This is a genomic window from Citrobacter amalonaticus, from assembly GCF_018252635.1.
Taxonomy (GTDB): Bacteria; Pseudomonadota; Gammaproteobacteria; order Enterobacterales; family Enterobacteriaceae; genus Citrobacter_A; species Citrobacter_A amalonaticus_E.
Map to the genome: position 1 here is coordinate 502,161 of NZ_JAGTXM010000001.1, position 19,484 is coordinate 521,644.

The following is a 19,484-nucleotide window of genomic DNA, read 5'->3' on the forward strand; positions in this document are numbered from 1 at the left end:
TCTAACAGCAGCGCATGCCGCCTTTACCATCGCCGCCGTAGCGCGCCTGCTGGCGCTCGCGGAAGAATTCCTCATAGCTCATGTACGGCTTGTCAGGATGGTTGGTTTGCATATGCTCGACGTAGTTGTCGTAGTCTGGAATACCAATCAACATCTTTGCCGCCTGGCCGAGATATTTTTTTGCCTGACCTAAGTTACCAAACATTGTGCCGCCTCGTGAATGATTAAAGCCGGATGGCGATTTTCGCCTTATCCGGCCTACGCTTACAGCATTCTGTAGGCCGGGTAAGCGAAGCGCTACCCGGCACATCGGTTAGTGATGTGAAGAGGTTTTAATACCGCCTTCTGGAACCGGAACGTACGGTGTTTCTTTATCAGTACGTTTGTCCACGTTGCGCACATTCATCCAGGTTTTGAAACCGTAGAAGATGATGCTGTACACCACCACCAGGAACAGAATACTCAGCCCGGCGTTCGTGTAGTTGTTCACAACGATGTGGTTCATGTTGGCAATCTGCTGTGCGGTAAGCTCGCCGCCGTTGGCAATCTTCTCTTTGTACTGGTTAGCCATGTAGAAGAAGCCTTCCATCTGTGGGTTGGAGCTGAACAGTTTCAGACCCAGCGCCCAGGTGGTGCAGATCAGCAGCCATACTGCCGGGATAACGGTCACCCAGATGTATTTGGTGCGCTGCATTTTAATCAGTACCACGGTGCCCAGAACCAGCGCCACAGCTGCCAGCATCTGGTTAGAGATACCGAACAGCGGCCACAGGCTCTTAACGCCGCCCAGCGGATCGACCACGCCCTGATACAACAGGTAGCCCCACAGGCCTACGCAACCCGCCGTACCGATGATACCCGCCACCAGAGAGTCGGTTTTCTTCAGGAACGGCACGAAGTTGCCCAGCAGGTCCTGCAGCATAAAGCGACCAGAACGGGTACCGGCATCCAGCGCGGTCAGGATGAACAGTGCCTCAAACAGAATACCGAAGTGGTACCAGAAGCCCATGTCAGCCATCGGCAGCACTTTGTGGAACACGTGCGCAATACCTACCGCCAGCGTCGGTGCGCCACCGGCACGGTTCAGAACGGACGGTTCGCCGATGTCTTTCGCCGTTTGCAGGATCTGCTCTGGCGAAATCACGAAGCCCCAGGAACTGACGGTTGCCGCCGCATGCGCGGTCACGTCTTTCAGCTGTGCCATAATCAGCGGCGCGTTCTCACCCCCCATTTCATGCAGGTTCGGCATCGTAATGCCCAGGCCTGCCGGTGGGGTGTTCATCGCAAAGTAGAGACCCGGTTCGATAATGGACGCCGCAACCAGCGCCATAATCGCCACGAAGGATTCCATCAGCATCGCGCCGTAACCGATGAAGCGGGCGTCTGTTTCACAGGCCAACAGTTTCGGCGTGGTACCGGAAGAGATCAGCGCGTGGAAGCCAGAGACCGCACCACAGGCGATGGTAATGAACAGGAACGGGAACAGTGCGCCTTTCCACAGCGGACCGGTACCGTCGATATACTGGGTCATGGCCGGCATTTTCAGCTCTGGGTTCAGGACAACGATACCCAGCGCCAGGCCGACGATCACGCCGATTTTCAGGAAGGTGGCCAGATAGTCGCGCGGTGCGAGGATCAGCCATACCGGCAGCAGTGCAGAAATGAACGCATAGCCGATCAGCGCAAAGGTAATGGTGGTGTCTTTAAAGGTCAGCGCCGGGCCCCAGTACGGGTCGTGAGCAATCACGCCGCCGAAATAAATAGACGCAACCAGCAGAACAATACCAATCACCGACACTTCACCCACACGCCCCGGACGCAGGAAGCGCATATAGATACCCATAAACAGCGCGATAGGTACGGTGGAGCAAACGGTGAAGACCCCCCACGGGCTTTCGGCCAGCGCTTTTACGACGATCAGCGCCAGTACCGCGAGGATGATGATCATAATTAAGAAGCAGCCAAACAGGGCAATGGTCCCCGGCACGGAGCCCATCTCTTCTTTAATCATCTCGCCAAGCGACGCGCCGTTACGGCGAGAAGAGATAAACAGCACCATGAAGTCCTGGACCGCACCCGCCAGTACCACGCCCGCCAGCAGCCACAGGGTACCAGGCAGGTATCCCATCTGCGCTGCCAGAACCGGACCGACCAGCGGACCTGCGCCAGCAATTGCGGCAAAGTGGTGCCCGAACAGCACGTAGCGGTTGGTTGGAACGTAGTTCAGGCCATCGTTATTGATGACCGCAGGAGTAGAACGGGTAGGGTCGAGCTTCATCACCTTCTGGGCGATGTACAGGCTGTAGTAGCGGTAAGCCACCAGATATACCGACACGGAAGCGACCACGATCCACAGGGCGCTGACGTGTTCACCCCGGCGTAAGGCGACAACCGAGAGGCAGAATGCCCCGATGATCCCGAGGATCACCCAGGGTATGTGCTTGAATATCTTTTTCGTATCCATAGTAAAACCTGGTTTTATAAGATGAATAATTGGCCGAAGCCGTTTGGTTTGGGTTGCGTTTGAAGAGGTAATTTGACTGCTATGTTGGTGACGATCTTGCCAGAGAGTCGCGCGCGTAAAGTAAGGTAAATAAGTGAGCGGTCAAATGGTGAGTTAAGCGGTCAGAAGTGTCAGTAAGCGGTAAAGAGGATCGCCGAGCGGCGAATATTATGTGACTGAGATCACAAAGAAAAATCCGCCAACGAATGGCGAATACCGACTACGCTTATTGCCGACAACATCATAAGGAGAACAACATGGAAACAGTAAACCTCACTTTATCTGAGGCTTACATGCTGGCGCGTGAGGTGCTGAACAGCAACGGCTTTAGCGCGGAACATGCGGATGCGATTGCACGCAATGTGACGGCGGGCGAGCGTGATGGCTGCGCATCTCACGGGTTATGGCGCTTGCTGGGGATCGTCGAGACCCTGCGTAAAGGAAAAGTCTCCGCTGATGCCCGTCCGCAGATTTTCGATCAGGCGCCCGCTATCGTCAAAGCGGATGCTGGCGGCGCGTTCTCACTGGTGGCCTATGAACAGGCGCTGCCGTTGCTCATGAGTAAAGCCAGCGCATGCGGAATCGCGGCGTTGGCGATCAACCGCTGCGTTCATTTTTCTGCGTTGTTTGCGGACATTGAACCCCTGACGGGCGCCGGACTGGTGGGCTACGCCTGTACGCCAAGTCACGCCTGGGTCGCACCAGCAGGTGGTACGCGTCCGCTGTTTGGTACGAACCCGATAGCGTTTGGCTGGCCGCGCAAAGGCAAACCGCCTTACATTTTTGATATGGCGACCAGCGCGGCGGCACGCGGCGAGATCCAGTTGCATCAGCGGGCCGGAAAAGCGATCCCGGAAGGGTGGGGTATCGACAGCGAAGGACAACCCTCAACCGACCCGCAGGCGGTATTAAACGGCGCGATGCTGACTTTCGGCGGCCATAAAGGCTCGGCGTTTGCGGCAATGGTTGAACTACTGGCCGGTCCGCTCATCGGCGATATGACCAGTGCGGAATCGCTGGCCTGGGATGAGGGGGCGGGAGGTCTGCCGTACGGCGGCGAGCTGATTCTGGCGCTTGATCCGTTCCGGTTCCTCGGGGATGAGGCGCATCATCATCTGGAGCGCGCGGAAATCCTGTTTGCCGCAATGCAAGAGCAGGGCGCACGCTTGCCGGGAGAAAGACGCTTCAGTTCGCGTGAGAAATCGCTACAGGAAGGGCTAACGATTACCCGCTCCCTGTTTGAGGATATTTCCGCGCTGAGATAAGGCAGAATGGGCGAGTCATTCTCGCCTGATTCCCGTTCGGGTAGAGGGTAATCGCATTTTTTGCCAGTTAATTGAACAAATTTCCTGTGATACCCCTCGCGATCTCATAAAGTTTTCTCATTCCGGGCCGACAACCAGAGTATCTGTCTAGCGGAAAGAGAAAACATGTTAAAACGTATCAAGATTGTAACCAGCCTCTTGTTGGTTCTGGTTTTATTTGGCCTTTTACAACTCACATCAGGCGGATTGTTCTTTAATGCATTGAAAAATGACAAAGAGAACTTCACCGTTCTGCAAACCATTCGCCAGCAGCAGTCCACGTTGAATGGCAGTTGGGTGGCGCTACTGCAAACGCGTAACACCCTGAACCGTGCGGGTATCCGCTACATGATGGATCAGAACAATATCGGTAGCGGCGCGACCGTTGCGGATCTGATGCAGATTGCCAGCGCCTCGTTGAAACAGGCGGAAAAAAACTGGGCGGATTACGAAGCGCTGCCGCGCGACCCGCGTCAAAGCGAAGCGGCATCGGCGGAAATTAAACGCAATTACGATATCTATCACAACGCGCTGGCCGAACTGATCCAGTTGCTGGGGGCCGGGAAGATCAACGACTTTTTCGATCAGCCCACTCAAGGTTATCAGGATGGTTTTGAGAAGCAGTATGTGAACTATCTGCAACAGAATGACCGTCTGTATGACCTGGCGGTAGCAGACAACAACAGCTCTTACAGCCAGGCGATGTGGGTTCTGGGCAGCGTGTTGTTGGCGGTGCTGGTGGTCATTATTGCCGTCTGGTTTGGCATCAAGCTGTCGCTGATCGCGCCAATGAACCGCCTGATCGCGAGCATTCGTCACATTGCCAGCGGCGATCTGGTGAAGCGGATTGATGTGGAAGGCACCAATGAAATGGGCCAACTGGCGGAAAGCCTGCGCCACATGCAGGGTGAGTTGGTGCGTACCGTGGGCGACGTGCGTAACGGCGCGAACGCCATTTACAGCGGCGCCAGCGAAATCGCGATGGGTAACAACGATCTCTCTTCGCGAACCGAGCAGCAGGCGGCCTCTCTGGAAGAGACGGCGGCGAGCATGGAAGAGCTGACCGCTACCGTTAAGCAGAACGCCGAAAACGCCCGTCAGGCCAGCCATCTGGCGCTGAGCGCGTCCGAAACGGCGCAGAAAGGCGGGAAAGTGGTGGATAACGTTGTGCAAACCATGCGCGATATCGCCTCCAGTTCGCAGAAAATTGCTGACATTATCAGTGTGATCGACGGTATTGCCTTCCAGACTAACATTCTTGCGCTAAACGCGGCGGTAGAAGCGGCGCGTGCAGGCGAACAGGGTCGCGGTTTTGCGGTGGTTGCCGGTGAAGTGCGTAACCTCGCGCAGCGCAGTGCGCAGGCCGCGCGCGAGATCAAGAGCCTGATTGAAGACTCCGTGAGCCGTGTTGACGTCGGTTCTACGCTGGTTGAAAGCGCCGGTGAAACCATGGATGAGATCGTGAATGCGGTGACTCGCGTGACCGACATCATGGGCGAAATCGCGTCGGCTTCCGATGAGCAAAGCCGTGGGATTGACCAGGTGGGTCTGGCCGTGGCGGAAATGGATCGTGTGACTCAGCAGAACGCCTCGCTGGTGGAAGAATCAGCCGCTGCCGCAGCTGCGCTGGAAGAGCAGGCCAGCCGTCTGACGCAGGCCGTAGCCGTGTTCCGCATCCAACAAGAACAGCAGCGTGCGCGTGACGCCGTCAGCGTGAAATCCGTTTCCGCAACGGTTCAACCGCGTAAAGCCGCTGTAGCGGAAACCGGGGATAACTGGGAAACGTTTTAATTAAGCATCAGGCGCATGGCACAACGCGATTCAAACGGGATGCCATGCGCCGTTTCTTCCTCTCGCTTCTGGCGTAATGCAGCCGGCAGTGCGTCATCTTCCAGTATTTCAAATCCCAGATGTTGATACAGCGGCGCGTTCCAGGCGACATGGCGAAAAGTGGTAAGCGTCAGGGAGGTAAAACCCTGCTCACGCGCCCACTGCGCGACGGTGTTGATTAACTGGCGGCCAATGCCTTTACCCTGCCACGCCAGATGCAGCGAAAATTCGGCAATATACAGAGATGACCCCATCGCTTCGCCCAGCATAAATCCAACGGGCCGATCGTCAACCAGCGCCAGCCAACTCATTCCCTTAGCGGCATATTCCCGGTGCAGTTCCGCGCTGACAATGTGATCGTCCGCGATCCACGCCAGTGCTGGCACCGCTAAAAAACGCTGTCCTGCTGAGCGCTCAATGGTGGGCAGGGCGGCAGCGTCTGCCGGTGTGGTGGGGCGAACTGTAATGTGCATAACGATACCGGAAATGAGGTGACAATGAGGGCAGTATAACGCGGTACCCGGTTACAGGGGAAAGTCCCCGGGAGCGGGGACGTTTCAGTGCTAACGGCTTAGACGAGCAATAACGAAATGGCCGGTATGTAGGTCACCAGCAACAGCATGAGTAACAAGGTACCCAGCAACGGTAGAGACTGGCGGAAAAACTGTCCGACGGAAACCTGTGTAATATTGCAGACCAATAACATGACGGTGCCAACCGGCGGCGTGAAGGCGCCAATAGAAAGGTTGAAAATCATGATGATACCGAAATGTACCGGGTCGATACCAAAATGCGCCACGACAGGTTTAAGCAAGGGAACCAGAATCAGCAGAATGGCATTCCCTTCAAGAAACATCCCCAGCGTTAGCAAAAGAATATTGATAATTAACAGGAACATGTATTTGTTTTCTGTCAGCGTCGTGACAAAGTTCGCCACCGCGACGCCGGCATGTTCCATTGAAAAGATCCAACCGAGCGCGGCACTTGCCATGATGACTAACATGACCGATGCCGTTGCCCGTGCCGTTTCTCCCAGCGCTTTCACGACATGACCGAGAGTCATTTGACGATAAATGAAGAAACCGATAATCAACACGATGAGTACCGCTGCCGCACCGGCTTCTGTTGGGGTGAAGATGTTGGCGCGAATCCCCCCTACGACGGCAAAAATCAAAAACAGGGCGGGCCATGCCTGCCCAAGCGAGAAGAGCGCTTCCTTACCGGTAGGCCAGGTGTCGCGTGAGGGCTTAGCGTTCGTTTTACGGGCAACCAGATAAACCGTAAACATTAACAACACCGCACAGAGCAGACCCGGAATCAGGCCGGCCATGAACATTTTTCCGATGGAAACGTCTGCCACCAGACCATAGATAATCAGGGCAATTCCCGGGGGGATTATCGGGGTGACAAGCGATCCCCCGGCGGTAATCGCCGCCGCAAAGGCGCGGTTATAGCCTTTACGCTCCATCTCAGGAACCATCATGCGCGACAGCATTGCGGCATCGGCCAGGTTTGAGGCGCTGACTCCCCCCATCATGGTACTGACCAGAATATTGGCGACCCCGAGTCCGCCCCGCATTTTACCGACCAGAATATTCGCCACCTGCAGGATACGTTCTGCAATACCGGTATAACTCATCAGCGTCCCCAACAAGATAAAGAAGGGTATTGCCAGCAGGGATGGGCTTTGGGTGGGGGCAATCAACCGCTGAACAGCAATTTCAATCGGAACCGTGGAAAAGAAGAGGAAATAGGCAATAATGCCGATAAACATTGCCAGATACACACGAATATTCAGGAATAAGCACACGATCATTAGTGGAATAATTAATAACCAGCTCATTGTTTTTCCTCACCGACATCGGCCTGTTTAACGTCGTTAATTAACCAGTAGAGCGTATAAACTGCCGTTGCCAGGGTACCGACCGGAACAGCAACATCAATCCAGAACCAGGACACTTTTAATATTTGTGTGACCTTAAACTGCGCCATTTCCGCCAGTCGATAACCCAGCCAGGCCATATAAACCAGCAATCCAATGGACAGCAGAGCAACCAGCGAGGCAATAACGCGTTTGATTTTATGCGGGAGCAAGTCAACGACAAAAGGAATAGTCAGATGCGCCCGGTCGCGCTCAGCGACTACGCCGCCCAACATCACCACCCAAATCATCAGCAGTCCGGACATTTCCTCGGTCCATTGAATAGGCTGTCCGACAAAATAGCGCATGAATACAGCGGCAATTGTCATTATCACCAGGATAAACAGTGCCAGTGCTGCGCTCAGTTCTACAAGCTTGCCAAAGAAACGCATTAATCCTCCTTCAGAAAGTCGCCCAGGCCTTGAAAGAAAAAAGGTCTCGGGCGATCTGTGCCGGTATTTATTGCAGTTGCTGTTGAATGGTTTCATACAAACCCGGCGTCCACTCCGGGAATTGCGTGTAAACGTCGCGAGCTTTCTGGCGGAATGCTTCAGTATCCGGGTAAATCACTTCGACGCCTTCCGCCTCCATGCTCTTCAGCATTTCGGCGTCGCGTTCAATGGTTAATTTCTGGCTGTAGAGCCCTGCTTCATAACCCGTCGAGTGAATCAATTCCAGTTGTTCGGGAGAAAGCGTACTGAAAAAGGCTTCGCCGCCAATCCATACCGAGGTGTTGGTCAGGTAATTGACCATCGACAGATATTTCGCCTGCTCAAACAGTTTTTGCCCTTGCAGAACGGAAATCGGGTTTTCGACGCCATCAATAACGCCCTGAGTCAGTGCAGGGTAAACTTCACCTAGCGGCATAGGGGTTGGCGTGGCGCCCATTGCCTGGATAGCTTTAATTTGCATGACGTTATTTGGTACGCGGATTTTCATCCCTGCAAGATCTTCCACCTTGCGAATCGGTTTTTTGGAAATAATCTGACGGGTGCCGTACAGATAATTGTTCATCACCACATGAATCCCTTTTTTCTTCAGGTCTTCATTTTTTTGACGGAACCAGTCGCTCTCATAAATTTTGAAAAGTTTCTGTGGATCGTCAGTCAGATAAGGCCCAAACAAAATACCTAAATCAGGTTCATAATCGGCAAGGAAAGCCACGTCGGTGAGCGTGATGACGTTCATTCCCATCATGGCTTGTTCAGTCACATCTTGTTTTGACCCTAGCTGTGAGCTGGGATAGAGAACCAGCGTTATTTCTCCATTACTTTTTTTGTTCAGAATGTCAGCCCAGTAGCGCATCACCACATCTAATGGCTCGCCTGGATTATTCTCATATGCAACTTTAATTGAAAGTGGTTTCGCCTGAATGGTGAATGGCAGAAAAAAAGTACAAACAGTAATCAGCACGGCTATTATCTTGTTCATTTTCTACTTGCTCCCAGGGGTCAACGAATAAAACCAACATTTGTACTGGCGGAATAATTCAGCGTGAATCCTGCCTAATCAGAAAGTAAGCAGAAAGTCATTATGGTGCTGTAGGTGTTGTATGAAATCGTGCTCTTGCTAAAGGTTTGTTGTTTTTAATGTGTTTTTAATTTTACGCATTTTCTTGTCGAATAGAGCGAATCATCGATTGCTTCGCCGTATTCAGGTGGTTACGCAGAGCAAGAAGCGCATCGAGATCGCTGCGGCAAATCAGTGCGCTGAGGATAGTCATGTGCTCATCAATGGCGATGATATTACGTTGTTTAAGATCGCGCTCATCCCACTGGTAATGGAAATGGAAGATCACCGAGATAATCTCAAGTGATTGATTGAAAAATATATTATCGGCGGCGGAAAGCAGTAGCGCGTGAAAATCACGGTCCAGCAAGGAGAACATCCGGAAGTTGCTGCCGACGCTGTCGCGCAGCATGCGGTGGCGTTCCAGCAGCATTTTGGCTTGCAGCCAGCGCGGATCGTCATCCGGCAGATTGAGAAAATGCTGTAGAGCATGGGTTTCCAGCATCTCTCGCAGCTCAAAAAGCTGTTCGGCATAGGACTGATCGAACTGTTTCATGCTCCACTGGCCGCGCTTCTCGCTCTGGATAAGATCGTAACGTCCAAATTTTAAGAGGTACTCTCGTACCACCACCGGGCTGACGCCCGCCGCTCTGGCCAGTTGAAGTTCAGAAAACGTCTCGCCAGCGCGAAGCTGGCGTTGGTTAATCATCGTATAAAACGCCTGCTCGAAGATACGGCTCTGCTCCGCTATAGAAGCGGTGGTGCAGGCAAAACCATCATCATGTTCGGGGATTCGGGTAATGACGTACTCGTTGCCAACAAGGGTGAGTACGCCGCACTCGCTGAGGTGGTTCAGCATGTGGCGCACGGTGGTACGGCTGATGTTGTACATCTCCGCTAGTGCGCTTTGCGACGGCAACGGAGAAGGAAGATGACCGCGCGCCATATCATCGATCACCTGGTTAATGACATTGTGACGTAAATTTTGCGAACGGCTCATCGGGATCTCCTTTTGACTGCATTAAAACCCGATTTAAAACATTTTAATGCGCAGGGTTTCACAAATTAGCTTTCTCGTTACGCGCCTATTTCTATTTTCATCAATATCTGAAGCATCAAAGAAACAGGAGCGTATAACGATGTCCACAATGAATATGTTGATTTGCCAGGAACCCAAAAAATTAATTCATGAGAAACGCGAGATTCCGGTTCCGGATAAACATGAAGCGCTAATTAAAATTAAATCTGTCGGGATTTGCGGAACCGATATTCATGCCTGGGGTGGTAATCAACCTTTTTTTAGTTATCCACGCGTGTTAGGCCATGAAATATGTGGGGATATTGTGACGCTCGGCGAGAAGGTAACGCAGTTTAAAGTAGGTCAGCAGGTGGCGGTGATCCCTTATGTCGCCTGTCAGCAGTGCCCTGCGTGTCTGGGTGGACGTACGAACTGCTGCGAGAAGATCTCCGTGATCGGCGTGCATCAGGATGGAGGGTTTAGCGAATATCTCAGCGTGCCGGCAACCAATCTGCTGCAGGCGGAGGGGATTGATCCTCAGGCGGCAGCACTGATCGAGCCTTACGCAATCAGCGCACATGCGGTGCGCCGGGCGGCGATCGCCCCGGGTGAACAGGTGCTGGTGGTTGGGGCCGGACCGATTGGTATCGGCGCAGCGGCGATTGCCAAAGCGGAGGGGGCGCAGGTGGTTGTCGCCGATACCAGTGCTGCGCGTCGCGAACACGTTGCGTCCCGGCTTGGGCTGCCGGTGGTGGATCCCTCTGCGGCAGATTTTGAGGTTCAACTGCGCGCGCAATTTGGCGGTTCACTGGCGCTGAAAGTGCTTGATGCGACGGGTAGCCAGCACGCGATGAACAATAGCGTTAATCTTATTCGTCACGGCGGCACCATTGTCTTTGTCGGGTTATTTAAGGGCGATTTACAGTTCTCTGACCCGGAATTTCACAAGAAAGAGACCACCATGATGGGTAGCCGTAACGCCACGCCGGAGGATTTTGCGAAGGTCGGACGACTGATGGCAGAAGGCAAACTGAACGCTGAAATGATGCTTACGCATCGCTATCCGTTCAGCCAGCTTGCGGAGGTCTTCGAACGCGATGTGATTAACAACCGGACGTTGATCAAAGGGGTGATAACGTTCTGACGATTGCCATGCAGCGCCCGGAGCTGTGTTGGGCGCTGTTTTTTTTATTATCGGTGGTCAGCCCTGAGCGCTGACCACTTTGATTTCTACCATCCCGATCCCTAGCTTACGCGGCGAGTGACCGAGAATGTTGCCTTCGTTGGTCGAAACGGGTTCGGGCGGGACAATCACCAGCGTATCTGCCTCCGTTGGGTTGTCGAAATGTAGGGTAGTGGTGGTGGCATCGTGGCCCAACACCAGCGTCTGCTCTTCATTGCCTACGCGTACCGGGATCGGTCGATTAGCATTGTCGCCGAAGGCTTTGGCGGTGATCACCAGGTCGAATTTTTTCGGCAGCGGCTGTTTGTATTCAATCTTCACTTCTTTAGCCAGTTGCGCGTTGGACCAACGCCCCCAGGATTCCGGACGAGAAATTCCGCTGAACTGTTTCACCTCTTCCGGCGCGCCCGCCACGTTGAAGACAAAGCTGTCGGCTTTGTAGCGGATGTCGTTGTCGACGATTTTCAGGGTATCGACGTTCCCTTTATAGCGTTCCATGTCGATAACCGTATCTTTAAAGGCCGTTTTGCCTTTCCACTGCGCTTTATCAACATGCTGGACGATTTGCTCTCCGCCAAGCTGGCCCTGCGAGACGCACCAGTCGGTTGAGAGCGCCAGTTCTGGTGACCACAACTGGCCCATCTTGTAGCAACGATCGACCCAGACGAAGTTATCTCGTGGGGCAAAGTCGGCAAGCTGGAAGCGCAGTGGGGCTGAGTATTCACTTTCCGGTAGGGGCTCGACGCGTTTATCTGATACCCGTAAGAGCAGGGGCAGACGGAAATGGCTGCCGGAGAAGGCAATCATGTTTTTATCCTGGTCGATGGTAAAATCCTTCATCTCTTTCGGGAAGTTCCACAAGCGAATGATATCCGGCTTCATGGCGAGGATCTTTTCTTTGCTGTTAAGGAACACCTCCGACATCGACTGGCCTGAAAGGCTACTGCGTCCCAGACCGATAAAGTTATCACCGCCGAGAATATCCAGCACCGTGGCGCCGTTATCCATGGTGTTACGCTTGACCGCCAGCGTCTCCTGCTGAGGCTTGTCGCCACGTATCACGAAAAACAGATTGTTGCGGTCCTGTTTGTTCAGGTATTTCCATGCGCTGTTGTTCATCGCCAGATGGTCCGAAGAGACCACGATCACCGTATCTTTAAACCACGGAGAGGCTTTGATTTTATTGATAAACGCCGCGATATTTTCCTGGCTACAGCTGACGGCGCTAAAAGACTGGTTAGGTTTACCGTCGAAATCATAGCGTTTTCGCTGACAGGCACGTGAGATAAAGCCGTCCGGATGATGGGTATCGACGGTCAGGGTAAACAATGAAAAACGCTGACCAGAACGGGAGAGTTCTTCGAACTTCTTCCACGCTTCATCCAGTACAGTATCGTCATAGAAGCCCCAGTCGTTGCGGTAATTCGGATCGGCAACGACGCTTTTTAACTCTTCGGCGCCATACAGATAATCGAAACCGTGGGACTTCAGGAACACGTCTTTCCCGGCAAAACGCAGGTTAGCCCCCTGGACAAAGTGGTTCTGGTAGCCGGAGTTTTTCAGGATATCCCCGAGGCAGACATTCTGCGGGAAGAAACTGGAGACCGATGCCGACGCGTTGCCTTCAAACGGCGCGAACAGGGGAATGCCGCACTGGGATGCCACCATCCCGGCGATGGTATAGTCTGTACCCGGTAACTGTTGGGTATGGCTGAAATCCATGCCTTCGTTTTTCAACGCGCCAAGCTCTGGCGTGAGGTCCGGGAAAGCCTCATTGTCGAAATAGGTACGTTCCAGACTTTCACCGTAGATGTACACCAGATTCAGCTTCGGGTTGGGTATGCTTTTCGCTGGTTCTTTATAGTAGGTCGCGAAATCGGGATCGCCATCGCGGGTTTGAGATTTAACCAGTTCGCTGATCTGACGAAATGCCGGGCTGGCATCGACGGAGCCCAGCGCTAACAGCAGTGCCAGAAGACTGTAACCAAAATGGTGGGGATGATGACGGCGGCGACGCAGCACCCAGCCCAGCGTGCCAAAAACCGCCACTAACGCCAGCGCAATGCCGATGCCCGGTAGTATGTATTTGCCGACACCGGCCCCCGTCAGGCTGTTCGTCAACGTGTAGAGTACCGCATCGTTAATGCCATCACCCGTGAAATAGTCGCTGGCGAAGAGTGTGATATTCAGAACCACAAAAAGGCCCAGCACCGTCAGGGTGGCGACAAACCACCAGGTGTTGTGACCCGCTTTCCAGGCATAAATCAGTACAGAGGCAAGAAACAGCGCGATGGAGAGTAACTCAGACAACGGACGATCCTCACAAATAGCCTTGTGATAAGGCTCTAAACCAGGCGTTCGACTGGCAGCTCAGCGTTTACAGAAAGTACAATGTAATGGGGTTGTCACTTAGCTGCAATTCTAGTGACATTTAATTACGTTGTTATTCAGAATTGGTTTAGATAGGGACTTTTTTGATCACCGTCACTTCCCGCCATACCTGGGATGCGTCATGGAGAAGGGGGGAAAGGGGAGAGACACGCCGCCTCTGGCAGAAAACGACCAAAACGCGGCGTCAGGGATCAGGAAATAAAGCTCATACCCTGTTTGAGCACCAGGTCGCAGGCTTTCGTTTTCACTTTTTCAGCGAGCGGCGTGCTGCCGATATTATTCAGGTTAAGCTGCTGACCATCTTTGGTATTCAGTAGACCCTGAATACCGTCCAGATAGTTGGTGTCCTGCTTTTGCTCGGTTGCGCCAAGCCCCAGTTTATCCAGCACCTGATTTTTCACATTTTCTGCATCGGTAACCGACGCCAGCTTCTGTTTTGCGCAGTACTGCAAAATCCCGGCGGCGTTATTCATATTGTTCGCACTCAGCGCCTGGTTGCCGCCATTGAGCAGGCTGGTCAGGGAAGAGAGCGAAGTACCGCTTTGCGATGAGGCGGTGCTCTGCTTGCTCAGTTCGCTGGCGGCGCTGGAGAGTGATTCTTGCCAGGAGGCGGCGAAGGCGCTGGTGGCGAACAGTGCGCTCGCGGTTATTGCACAGCACAAAAGACGTTTGGTCGTATTCATCATCATTACTCGTAGAGAGGACTTTCGTTGCAGTATAGCGCCGCAAAGTCTCAGAATGGTCTTAATACTCTTTGCCGGTTACCCGACTGCGGAAACTGTCCCAGTTGAAGATCACCCACAGGCTATTGCCCAGTCGCATGCGATCCATGACGCGTTCACCCAGCAGTTTGGTCATTTCTTCCATGTTGCTGTTGGTGAGCATGCCGGTCGGGCGCTTTGAAGAGGAACGGCGATCGACGATCTGGTTGATAATCACCTTTTCATAGCGCGACTCGGTTTGTACGCCGATCTCATCAATGACCAGCAGATCAACATTGCTCAGATCGTTCAGCAACTGTTCTTCGCTGGTTTCACGATTGCTGAACGTCTCTTTCATCGCTGACATGATGTCCGCCACGGTGATAATCAACACTGACTTTCCGCGCAGCAGCAGTTCGTTGCAGATTGCCGCGGCGAGGTGGTTTTTCCCTGTCCCCGGTTTGCCGGAGAAGATAAAGCTGGCGATATTGCCATCGAACTCTTCCACGTACTGGCGTGCTTTGCTTAGCGCATTCATCTGGCCTTCGCATTCCACATGATAGTTTTCGAACGAGCAGTTTTGATGTAACGGACGGATGCCGGAACGGTTAAAAGTGCGCTGCATTTTCATTGCACGATTCTCGCGAGCCAGGGCGGCGGCGCGAATTTCGCCTTGCTCCTTCTGCCACGCCAGTAGCTCTTCACCCGTTTTGAACGCTGGTTCAATATGGGCGGGCATCATTTTTTGCAGACGTTTCATCAGATCGCCAACGTTTTTCATGGTTAACCTCTAAAACCCGGTGGAATTTGATTATCCGGTTCGCTGACCGTGTTCACATCGCGCTTCGGCAGGCCGCCGTTGCTCGCGCGGCCGATCTGGACGCTGCGCGCCAGTTTTTGCTGCCACTGCACGTGGTGAAACACTTTGCCTTCCGCTTGCCAGTACGTGACGAACGAGGCCAGTTCTTCGGGAGTGACAGGTTCACTCAATGCCACGCCCCAGAGCGCGGCCTGGCGCTGAAAATCGGCATCCGGTTGCCAGGCGGGATACATAGCGAATTTACCCAGCGGTACGGCGACCGGCACTGGCTGCGGTTCTTCATAAAACTGTGCATCCAGCGCCACATCGCTCCCTGGTCGGGCGAGCTTTTCTTCGAGCGCCAGTAGTTGCGCCAGGCGTGCGGGGGTCAGCGCATAAAAAGCCGGGGCGTTATTGGCAAACACCGCCACCGCGCCACCTTCAGACTTCGCCAGCACCGTCTGGTGATCGTGTAATAAGGCGTCAATACCAATGACGTCCGGGGTCAAAATTCTGGATGACATAACGTTTCTCAATACCGACTGCAACCGAGAAGGGACACTGCTTCTATAGTAACACACCGATGAGGGGGAGCGGCAGGGATGCGCCTGCCGCGGCGATTAAACGCGTGGGCGTTTTCGGTAGAGCCACAGGCCGGGCACGGAGAGTCCGATCGAAAGCGCGCCCACAATCGACGAGGCTTTCAGAAAATTGGTCAGCAGCGTAATCATCAACGGTTCGCTGTAGCCGAAGTGGCTGATTTTCACCGCTGAGATCATCGCCGTATAGGCTGAGATTCCTGGGAACATGGGGATCACCGCCGCAACGGTAAACACTTTGGGATGCGCCAGATACCAGCGCGACCATTGGATGCCGATGCTGCCGACAAGCAGCGAGGCGACAAACGTGGACCATTCAATATTAAACCCGGCGGTCATCATCACCATGCGCGAACCGTGACCGAGCGCGCCAAGCAGCGCACACCAGGGCAGGGCGCGGTGCGGGACGTTAAAGACCATCGCGAACCCTACCGCAGGGATCGCGGAAAGCACCATGTCCTGCATCAACGCAAGAATAAAATCGATTATACCCATCCGCGAAGCCCCCAAAGTGTCAACGCCATGACCACGCCCACGCAGGTTGCGAGCGTCAGCAGGCTGGCGATCGCCCAACGCGCCAGGCCGGTATTGATGTGTCCTTTAAACATATCCGCCACCGCATTGATCAGCGGAAAGCCGGGAACCAGCAGCAGGACGCTGGCGGCCATTGCCACCGAGGGCGTCTGGCTAAAGGTGGGAAGGTGTAACATCAGACCGGAAATGGTGGTCGCGACAAAAGCCGTAACGCAAAAGTTGATTTGTGGATGCAAATGGCGATGCGCCAGGATTTGACGAATATACATTGCCACCATACTGGCAAAAAAGGTAATCACCGCGCCGTCCCAACCGCCGTTATTCAGCTTACAGAAACAGGCGCAGGAGAGGCCGACCATCAGCGCGACCAGCCAACGCGGATAGCGCAAGGGCCTGACCTGACTGAAACGCTTCTCGACGCCTTTGTAATCCAGCAGCTTATGTTCGGCGAGAATGACGATGTGCTGAACCTCAGTGACCACATGCATATTAATGCCGCGATCCTGGTTTTTTCGCGTGGAGGTCAGGCATTGCCCGTCTTTAATTGTGGTCAGAACGATTGCATTAGAGGAGATAGCGCTTTCGACGCTGTCCATCCCTAATGCGAGCCCAAGTCGGGTAGAGAGTTCATCAACCAATGCACTCTCCGCGCCGTGTTGTAGTAAAAAAAGCCCACACTGAATGCATAATCGTGTAACCGTTCGCTGTAATGACTGCTCTTCTTGCATGACTTGCTCTGGCTGAAAAGACGCGTTGCGTACTGTCGAATGTCTCCTTTGTATCATGAAGCACGCATTTTTTGGCTCCGGCTGAGATCAATCTTTCTGTTGAAAAAAGAACCTGCCATGCAGCGGTCAAAATTTGAACCGCACCACAGTTTTGCGAAATCGGTGAAAAGTGCAATTTTTATCTCCTTTTAGACCTTCTTTTTCTGTGCCTGCTTATCAAAAATGCAATTTGAAACTTTTAATCAACATTGATTAAACAAATAATCAACTTGCAGGTGAGGGATGTGATGAAAACTCAGGTCGCAATTATTGGGGCAGGACCTTCCGGTTTGCTGCTGGGGCAGTTACTGCATAAGGCGGGGATCCGTACACTTATTATTGAACGTCAGACGCCGGAGTATGTGTTGGGGCGCATCCGGGCGGGGATCCTCGAGAGTGGGACGGTTTCGCTTTTGCGGGAAGCAGGCGTTGCGCAGCGTATGGACAGCGAAGGTCTGGTGCATCATGGCGTTGAGTTTATTTTTGATGGTAAACGTATTCCCGTCGCGCTGAGCGAACTGACCGGTGGCAAAAGTGTGATGGTCTATGGGCAAACGGAAGTCACACGAGACCTGATGCAGGCGCGTAGTGACTGCGGTGCACCGACGATTTATGGCGTTCAACAGGTAGCCATTCATGATGCTAAAAGTGACCATCCTTTTGTCACCTTTGAGAAAGAAGGGGAAAAATGCCGTATTGAATGTGACTTCATTGCCGGATGTGATGGCTTCCACGGCGTTTCCCGTCAAAGTATTCCGCGCGAAGTCATCCGCGAATACGAAAGCATCTGGCCTTTCGGTTGGCTGGGGCTGCTTGCCGATACGCCGCCGGTCAATCCGGAGTTGATTTATGCGCATCACGAGCGCGGGTTTGTACTTTGTAGTCAGCGCTCACTAACAAGAAGTCGCTATTATTTGCAGGTCCCGCTCAGCGAGCAGGTGGAATCCTGGAACGATGATCGTTTCTGGAGCGAGCTGAAAAGGCGTCTGCCTGATGAACTGGCCACGAAGTTAGTGACTGGTCACTCACTTGAAAAGAGTATTGCGCCATTACGTAGTTATGTGGTGGAACCGATGCAGTATGGCAAGCTCTTTCTGGTTGGTGATGCGGCGCATATTGTTCCGCCGACCGGTGCAAAGGGGCTGAATCTGGCTGCGTCCGACGTGAATTATTTATGGCGCATTCTGACGCAGTACTATCAGCACGGGCGTAGCGATCTGCTGGCCACCTATTCCCGGCTGGCCCTTAATCGGGTATGGAAAGGGGAACGATTCAGCTGGTTTATGACCCACCTGCTGCATGATTTTCAGGAAAAAAGCGATTTTGATCGCAAGATGCAGGAGGCGGATCGTCAGTACTACCTGGGGTCGCGGGCTGGAATGATGACGATTGCGGAAAACTACGTCGGGCTGCCTTATGAAAAGGTAGGGGTGTAATGAGGAAAAATGATGCAACCGGCTGATATTATCCCTGTTTTTAAATTGTATGGTGAACAACAGGGATGGCCAACTCCCGACCTTCTGCACTGCGAGTCAATTCATCAGCGCAGCAGTTTGTATGAGTGGCATATCCGGGTGCATCAGCATGCGGAGATCGTTCAGTTGCTCTACCTGGATCGGGGCGAAGCGACGATCGAAATCGAGGGGCAGACGACGGTGATGCGTGATGCCTGTATTCAGGTTGTCCCTGCGCTTTGTGTCCACGGTTTTCGCTTTTCCCCAGGAACCAAGGGCTATGTTCTCTCTCTGGCGTTACCGCTAATTGGCCGCCTGGAATCTCAGTTTCCACAGCCGTTACCAATGTTGAATACCCCTCAGTGTGTGCCAGTGGCTCAGTCTCGCAGTCACATCCGGACGCTTTTTTCTGCCTTGCAAAAGGAGTATCAGACCGATAACGAGGCGCGAGAAATGATGTTGTTTTCATTACTGAGTGCGCTGCTGGTCTGGCTTCGTCGGCAGAGTCGGCCAGTTAAGCCACCGAATAACACCCTGGTGCGGCGGCGTAGTGCAATACGCCTTTTTGCCCGGCAGATTGAGAGTCACTATCGCGAACATCTTCCCCTTGCAGAATATGCGCATCGAATCGGGCTTTCTGCAAATTATCTGAATCAGTTATGCCGTGAATTTCATCATTGCAGTGCATTAAACGTTTTGCATCAGCGGTTGATGCTTGAAGCCAAACGAAGCCTGCAATATACCAGCATGACCATAAGCCAGATCTCAGACTATCTGGGATTCAGCGATGTTACCTATTTTTCCCGTTTCTTTAAAAAACACTCCTCGTTATCTCCGAAGGCATACCGGGAATTAATTAAGAACAAATAGTTTGTCCAAATTTGGATAAATAAAAAATTCGTATATAAAATAAGAATATTTAATATCTTGCTCTGGAATTTGGAACCCCTGCCGACAATATCGACTTGTAT

18 protein-coding genes are annotated in these 19,484 nt (G+C 53.0%); 5 read left to right on the forward strand and 13 right to left on the reverse strand.

From position 1 onward, the window contains the following. Position 1: 1 nt before the first annotated feature. Positions 2-205 carry a YbdD/YjiX family protein gene (locus KE671_RS02315; RefSeq protein ID WP_024130742.1) on the reverse strand — a complete coding sequence of 68 codons (204 nt, stop codon included), beginning with the start codon at positions 203-205 and terminating at the stop codon, positions 2-4. Positions 206-313: 108 nt separating this feature from the next. After that, complete coding sequence (gene btsT / locus KE671_RS02320; RefSeq protein ID WP_206161539.1) at positions 314-2,464, reverse strand: carbon starvation CstA family protein; 2,151 nt, start codon at positions 2,462-2,464, stop codon at positions 314-316. 296 nt (positions 2,465-2,760) lie between these two features. Here btsT and KE671_RS02325 point away from each other — a divergent pair, with 296 nt between their 5' ends. Together KE671_RS02325 and tsr are read left to right on the forward strand one after the other, a co-directional pair. After that, complete coding sequence (locus KE671_RS02325; protein WP_206161540.1) at positions 2,761-3,768, forward strand: Ldh family oxidoreductase; 1,008 nt, start codon at positions 2,761-2,763, stop codon at positions 3,766-3,768. Positions 3,769-3,933: 165 nt separating this feature from the next. After that, complete coding sequence (gene tsr / locus KE671_RS02330) at positions 3,934-5,598, forward strand: methyl-accepting chemotaxis protein (RefSeq protein ID WP_206161541.1); 1,665 nt, start codon at positions 3,934-3,936, stop codon at positions 5,596-5,598. Here the strand turns inward: tsr and KE671_RS02335 are convergent. The 5 genes from KE671_RS02335 to KE671_RS02355 form a co-directional block, all read right to left on the reverse strand. Continuing rightward, on the reverse strand, positions 5,595-6,110 hold the full coding sequence (locus KE671_RS02335) for a GNAT family N-acetyltransferase (protein WP_206161542.1): 516 nt from the start codon (positions 6,108-6,110) through the stop codon (positions 5,595-5,597). The genes tsr and KE671_RS02335 overlap by 4 nt on opposite strands. Before the next feature lie 98 nt (positions 6,111-6,208). Then, positions 6,209-7,480 carry a TRAP transporter large permease gene (locus KE671_RS02340; protein ID WP_206161543.1) on the reverse strand — a complete coding sequence of 424 codons (1,272 nt, stop codon included), beginning with the start codon at positions 7,478-7,480 and terminating at the stop codon, positions 6,209-6,211. Next, the gene (locus KE671_RS02345; RefSeq protein ID WP_206161544.1) at positions 7,477-7,950 is read right to left on the reverse strand and encodes a TRAP transporter small permease; all 474 of its coding nucleotides are present in this window, start codon (positions 7,948-7,950) and stop codon (positions 7,477-7,479) included. The genes KE671_RS02340 and KE671_RS02345 overlap by 4 nt, the downstream gene beginning before the upstream one ends. A 67-nt stretch (positions 7,951-8,017) precedes the next feature. After that, the gene (locus tag KE671_RS02350) at positions 8,018-8,989 is read right to left on the reverse strand and encodes a C4-dicarboxylate TRAP transporter substrate-binding protein (RefSeq protein ID WP_206161545.1); all 972 of its coding nucleotides are present in this window, start codon (positions 8,987-8,989) and stop codon (positions 8,018-8,020) included. A gap of 172 nt (positions 8,990-9,161) precedes the next feature. Continuing rightward, on the reverse strand, positions 9,162-10,067 hold the full coding sequence (locus KE671_RS02355) for a GntR family transcriptional regulator (RefSeq protein WP_206161546.1): 906 nt from the start codon (positions 10,065-10,067) through the stop codon (positions 9,162-9,164). A gap of 139 nt (positions 10,068-10,206) precedes the next feature. Here KE671_RS02355 and KE671_RS02360 point away from each other — a divergent pair, with 139 nt between their 5' ends. Continuing rightward, a complete protein-coding gene (locus KE671_RS02360; RefSeq protein ID WP_206161547.1) occupies positions 10,207-11,229 on the forward strand; it encodes a zinc-binding alcohol dehydrogenase family protein in 1,023 nt (340 codons plus the stop codon). A gap of 57 nt (positions 11,230-11,286) precedes the next feature. Here the strand turns inward: KE671_RS02360 and opgB are convergent, their stop codons facing one another. From opgB to KE671_RS02390, 6 genes are all read right to left on the reverse strand, one after another. Then, the gene (gene opgB, locus KE671_RS02365) at positions 11,287-13,578 is read right to left on the reverse strand and encodes a phosphatidylglycerol--membrane-oligosaccharide glycerophosphotransferase (protein ID WP_206161548.1); all 2,292 of its coding nucleotides are present in this window, start codon (positions 13,576-13,578) and stop codon (positions 11,287-11,289) included. A 272-nt stretch (positions 13,579-13,850) separates the two neighbouring features. Next, positions 13,851-14,348 carry a DUF2501 domain-containing protein gene (locus KE671_RS02370; RefSeq protein WP_283093062.1) on the reverse strand — a complete coding sequence of 166 codons (498 nt, stop codon included), beginning with the start codon at positions 14,346-14,348 and terminating at the stop codon, positions 13,851-13,853. Between the two features lie 55 nt (positions 14,349-14,403). After that, complete coding sequence (dnaC, locus tag KE671_RS02375) at positions 14,404-15,141, reverse strand: DNA replication protein DnaC (protein ID WP_206161549.1); 738 nt, start codon at positions 15,139-15,141, stop codon at positions 14,404-14,406. Positions 15,142-15,143: 2 nt separating this feature from the next. Then, on the reverse strand, positions 15,144-15,683 hold the full coding sequence (gene dnaT, locus KE671_RS02380; protein WP_206161550.1) for a primosomal protein DnaT: 540 nt from the start codon (positions 15,681-15,683) through the stop codon (positions 15,144-15,146). A 96-nt stretch (positions 15,684-15,779) separates the two neighbouring features. Further along, positions 15,780-16,253 carry a threonine/serine exporter gene (locus tag KE671_RS02385; RefSeq protein WP_042321994.1) on the reverse strand — a complete coding sequence of 158 codons (474 nt, stop codon included), beginning with the start codon at positions 16,251-16,253 and terminating at the stop codon, positions 15,780-15,782. Beyond that, positions 16,244-17,020, reverse strand: coding sequence for a threonine/serine ThrE exporter family protein (locus KE671_RS02390; RefSeq protein WP_206161551.1), 777 nt, complete (start codon positions 17,018-17,020; stop codon positions 16,244-16,246). Before KE671_RS02390 ends, KE671_RS02385 begins: the two co-directional genes overlap by 10 nt. A gap of 287 nt (positions 17,021-17,307) precedes the next feature. On the opposite strand from KE671_RS02390, the gene pobA reads away from it, so the two are divergent. Together pobA and KE671_RS02400 are read left to right on the forward strand one after the other, a co-directional pair. Then, positions 17,308-18,495 carry a 4-hydroxybenzoate 3-monooxygenase gene (pobA, locus tag KE671_RS02395; RefSeq protein ID WP_206161901.1) on the forward strand — a complete coding sequence of 396 codons (1,188 nt, stop codon included), beginning with the start codon at positions 17,308-17,310 and terminating at the stop codon, positions 18,493-18,495. 12 nt (positions 18,496-18,507) lie between these two features. Then, the gene (locus KE671_RS02400; protein ID WP_206161902.1) at positions 18,508-19,383 is read left to right on the forward strand and encodes a helix-turn-helix domain-containing protein; all 876 of its coding nucleotides are present in this window, start codon (positions 18,508-18,510) and stop codon (positions 19,381-19,383) included. Positions 19,384-19,484 lie beyond the last annotated feature (101 nt).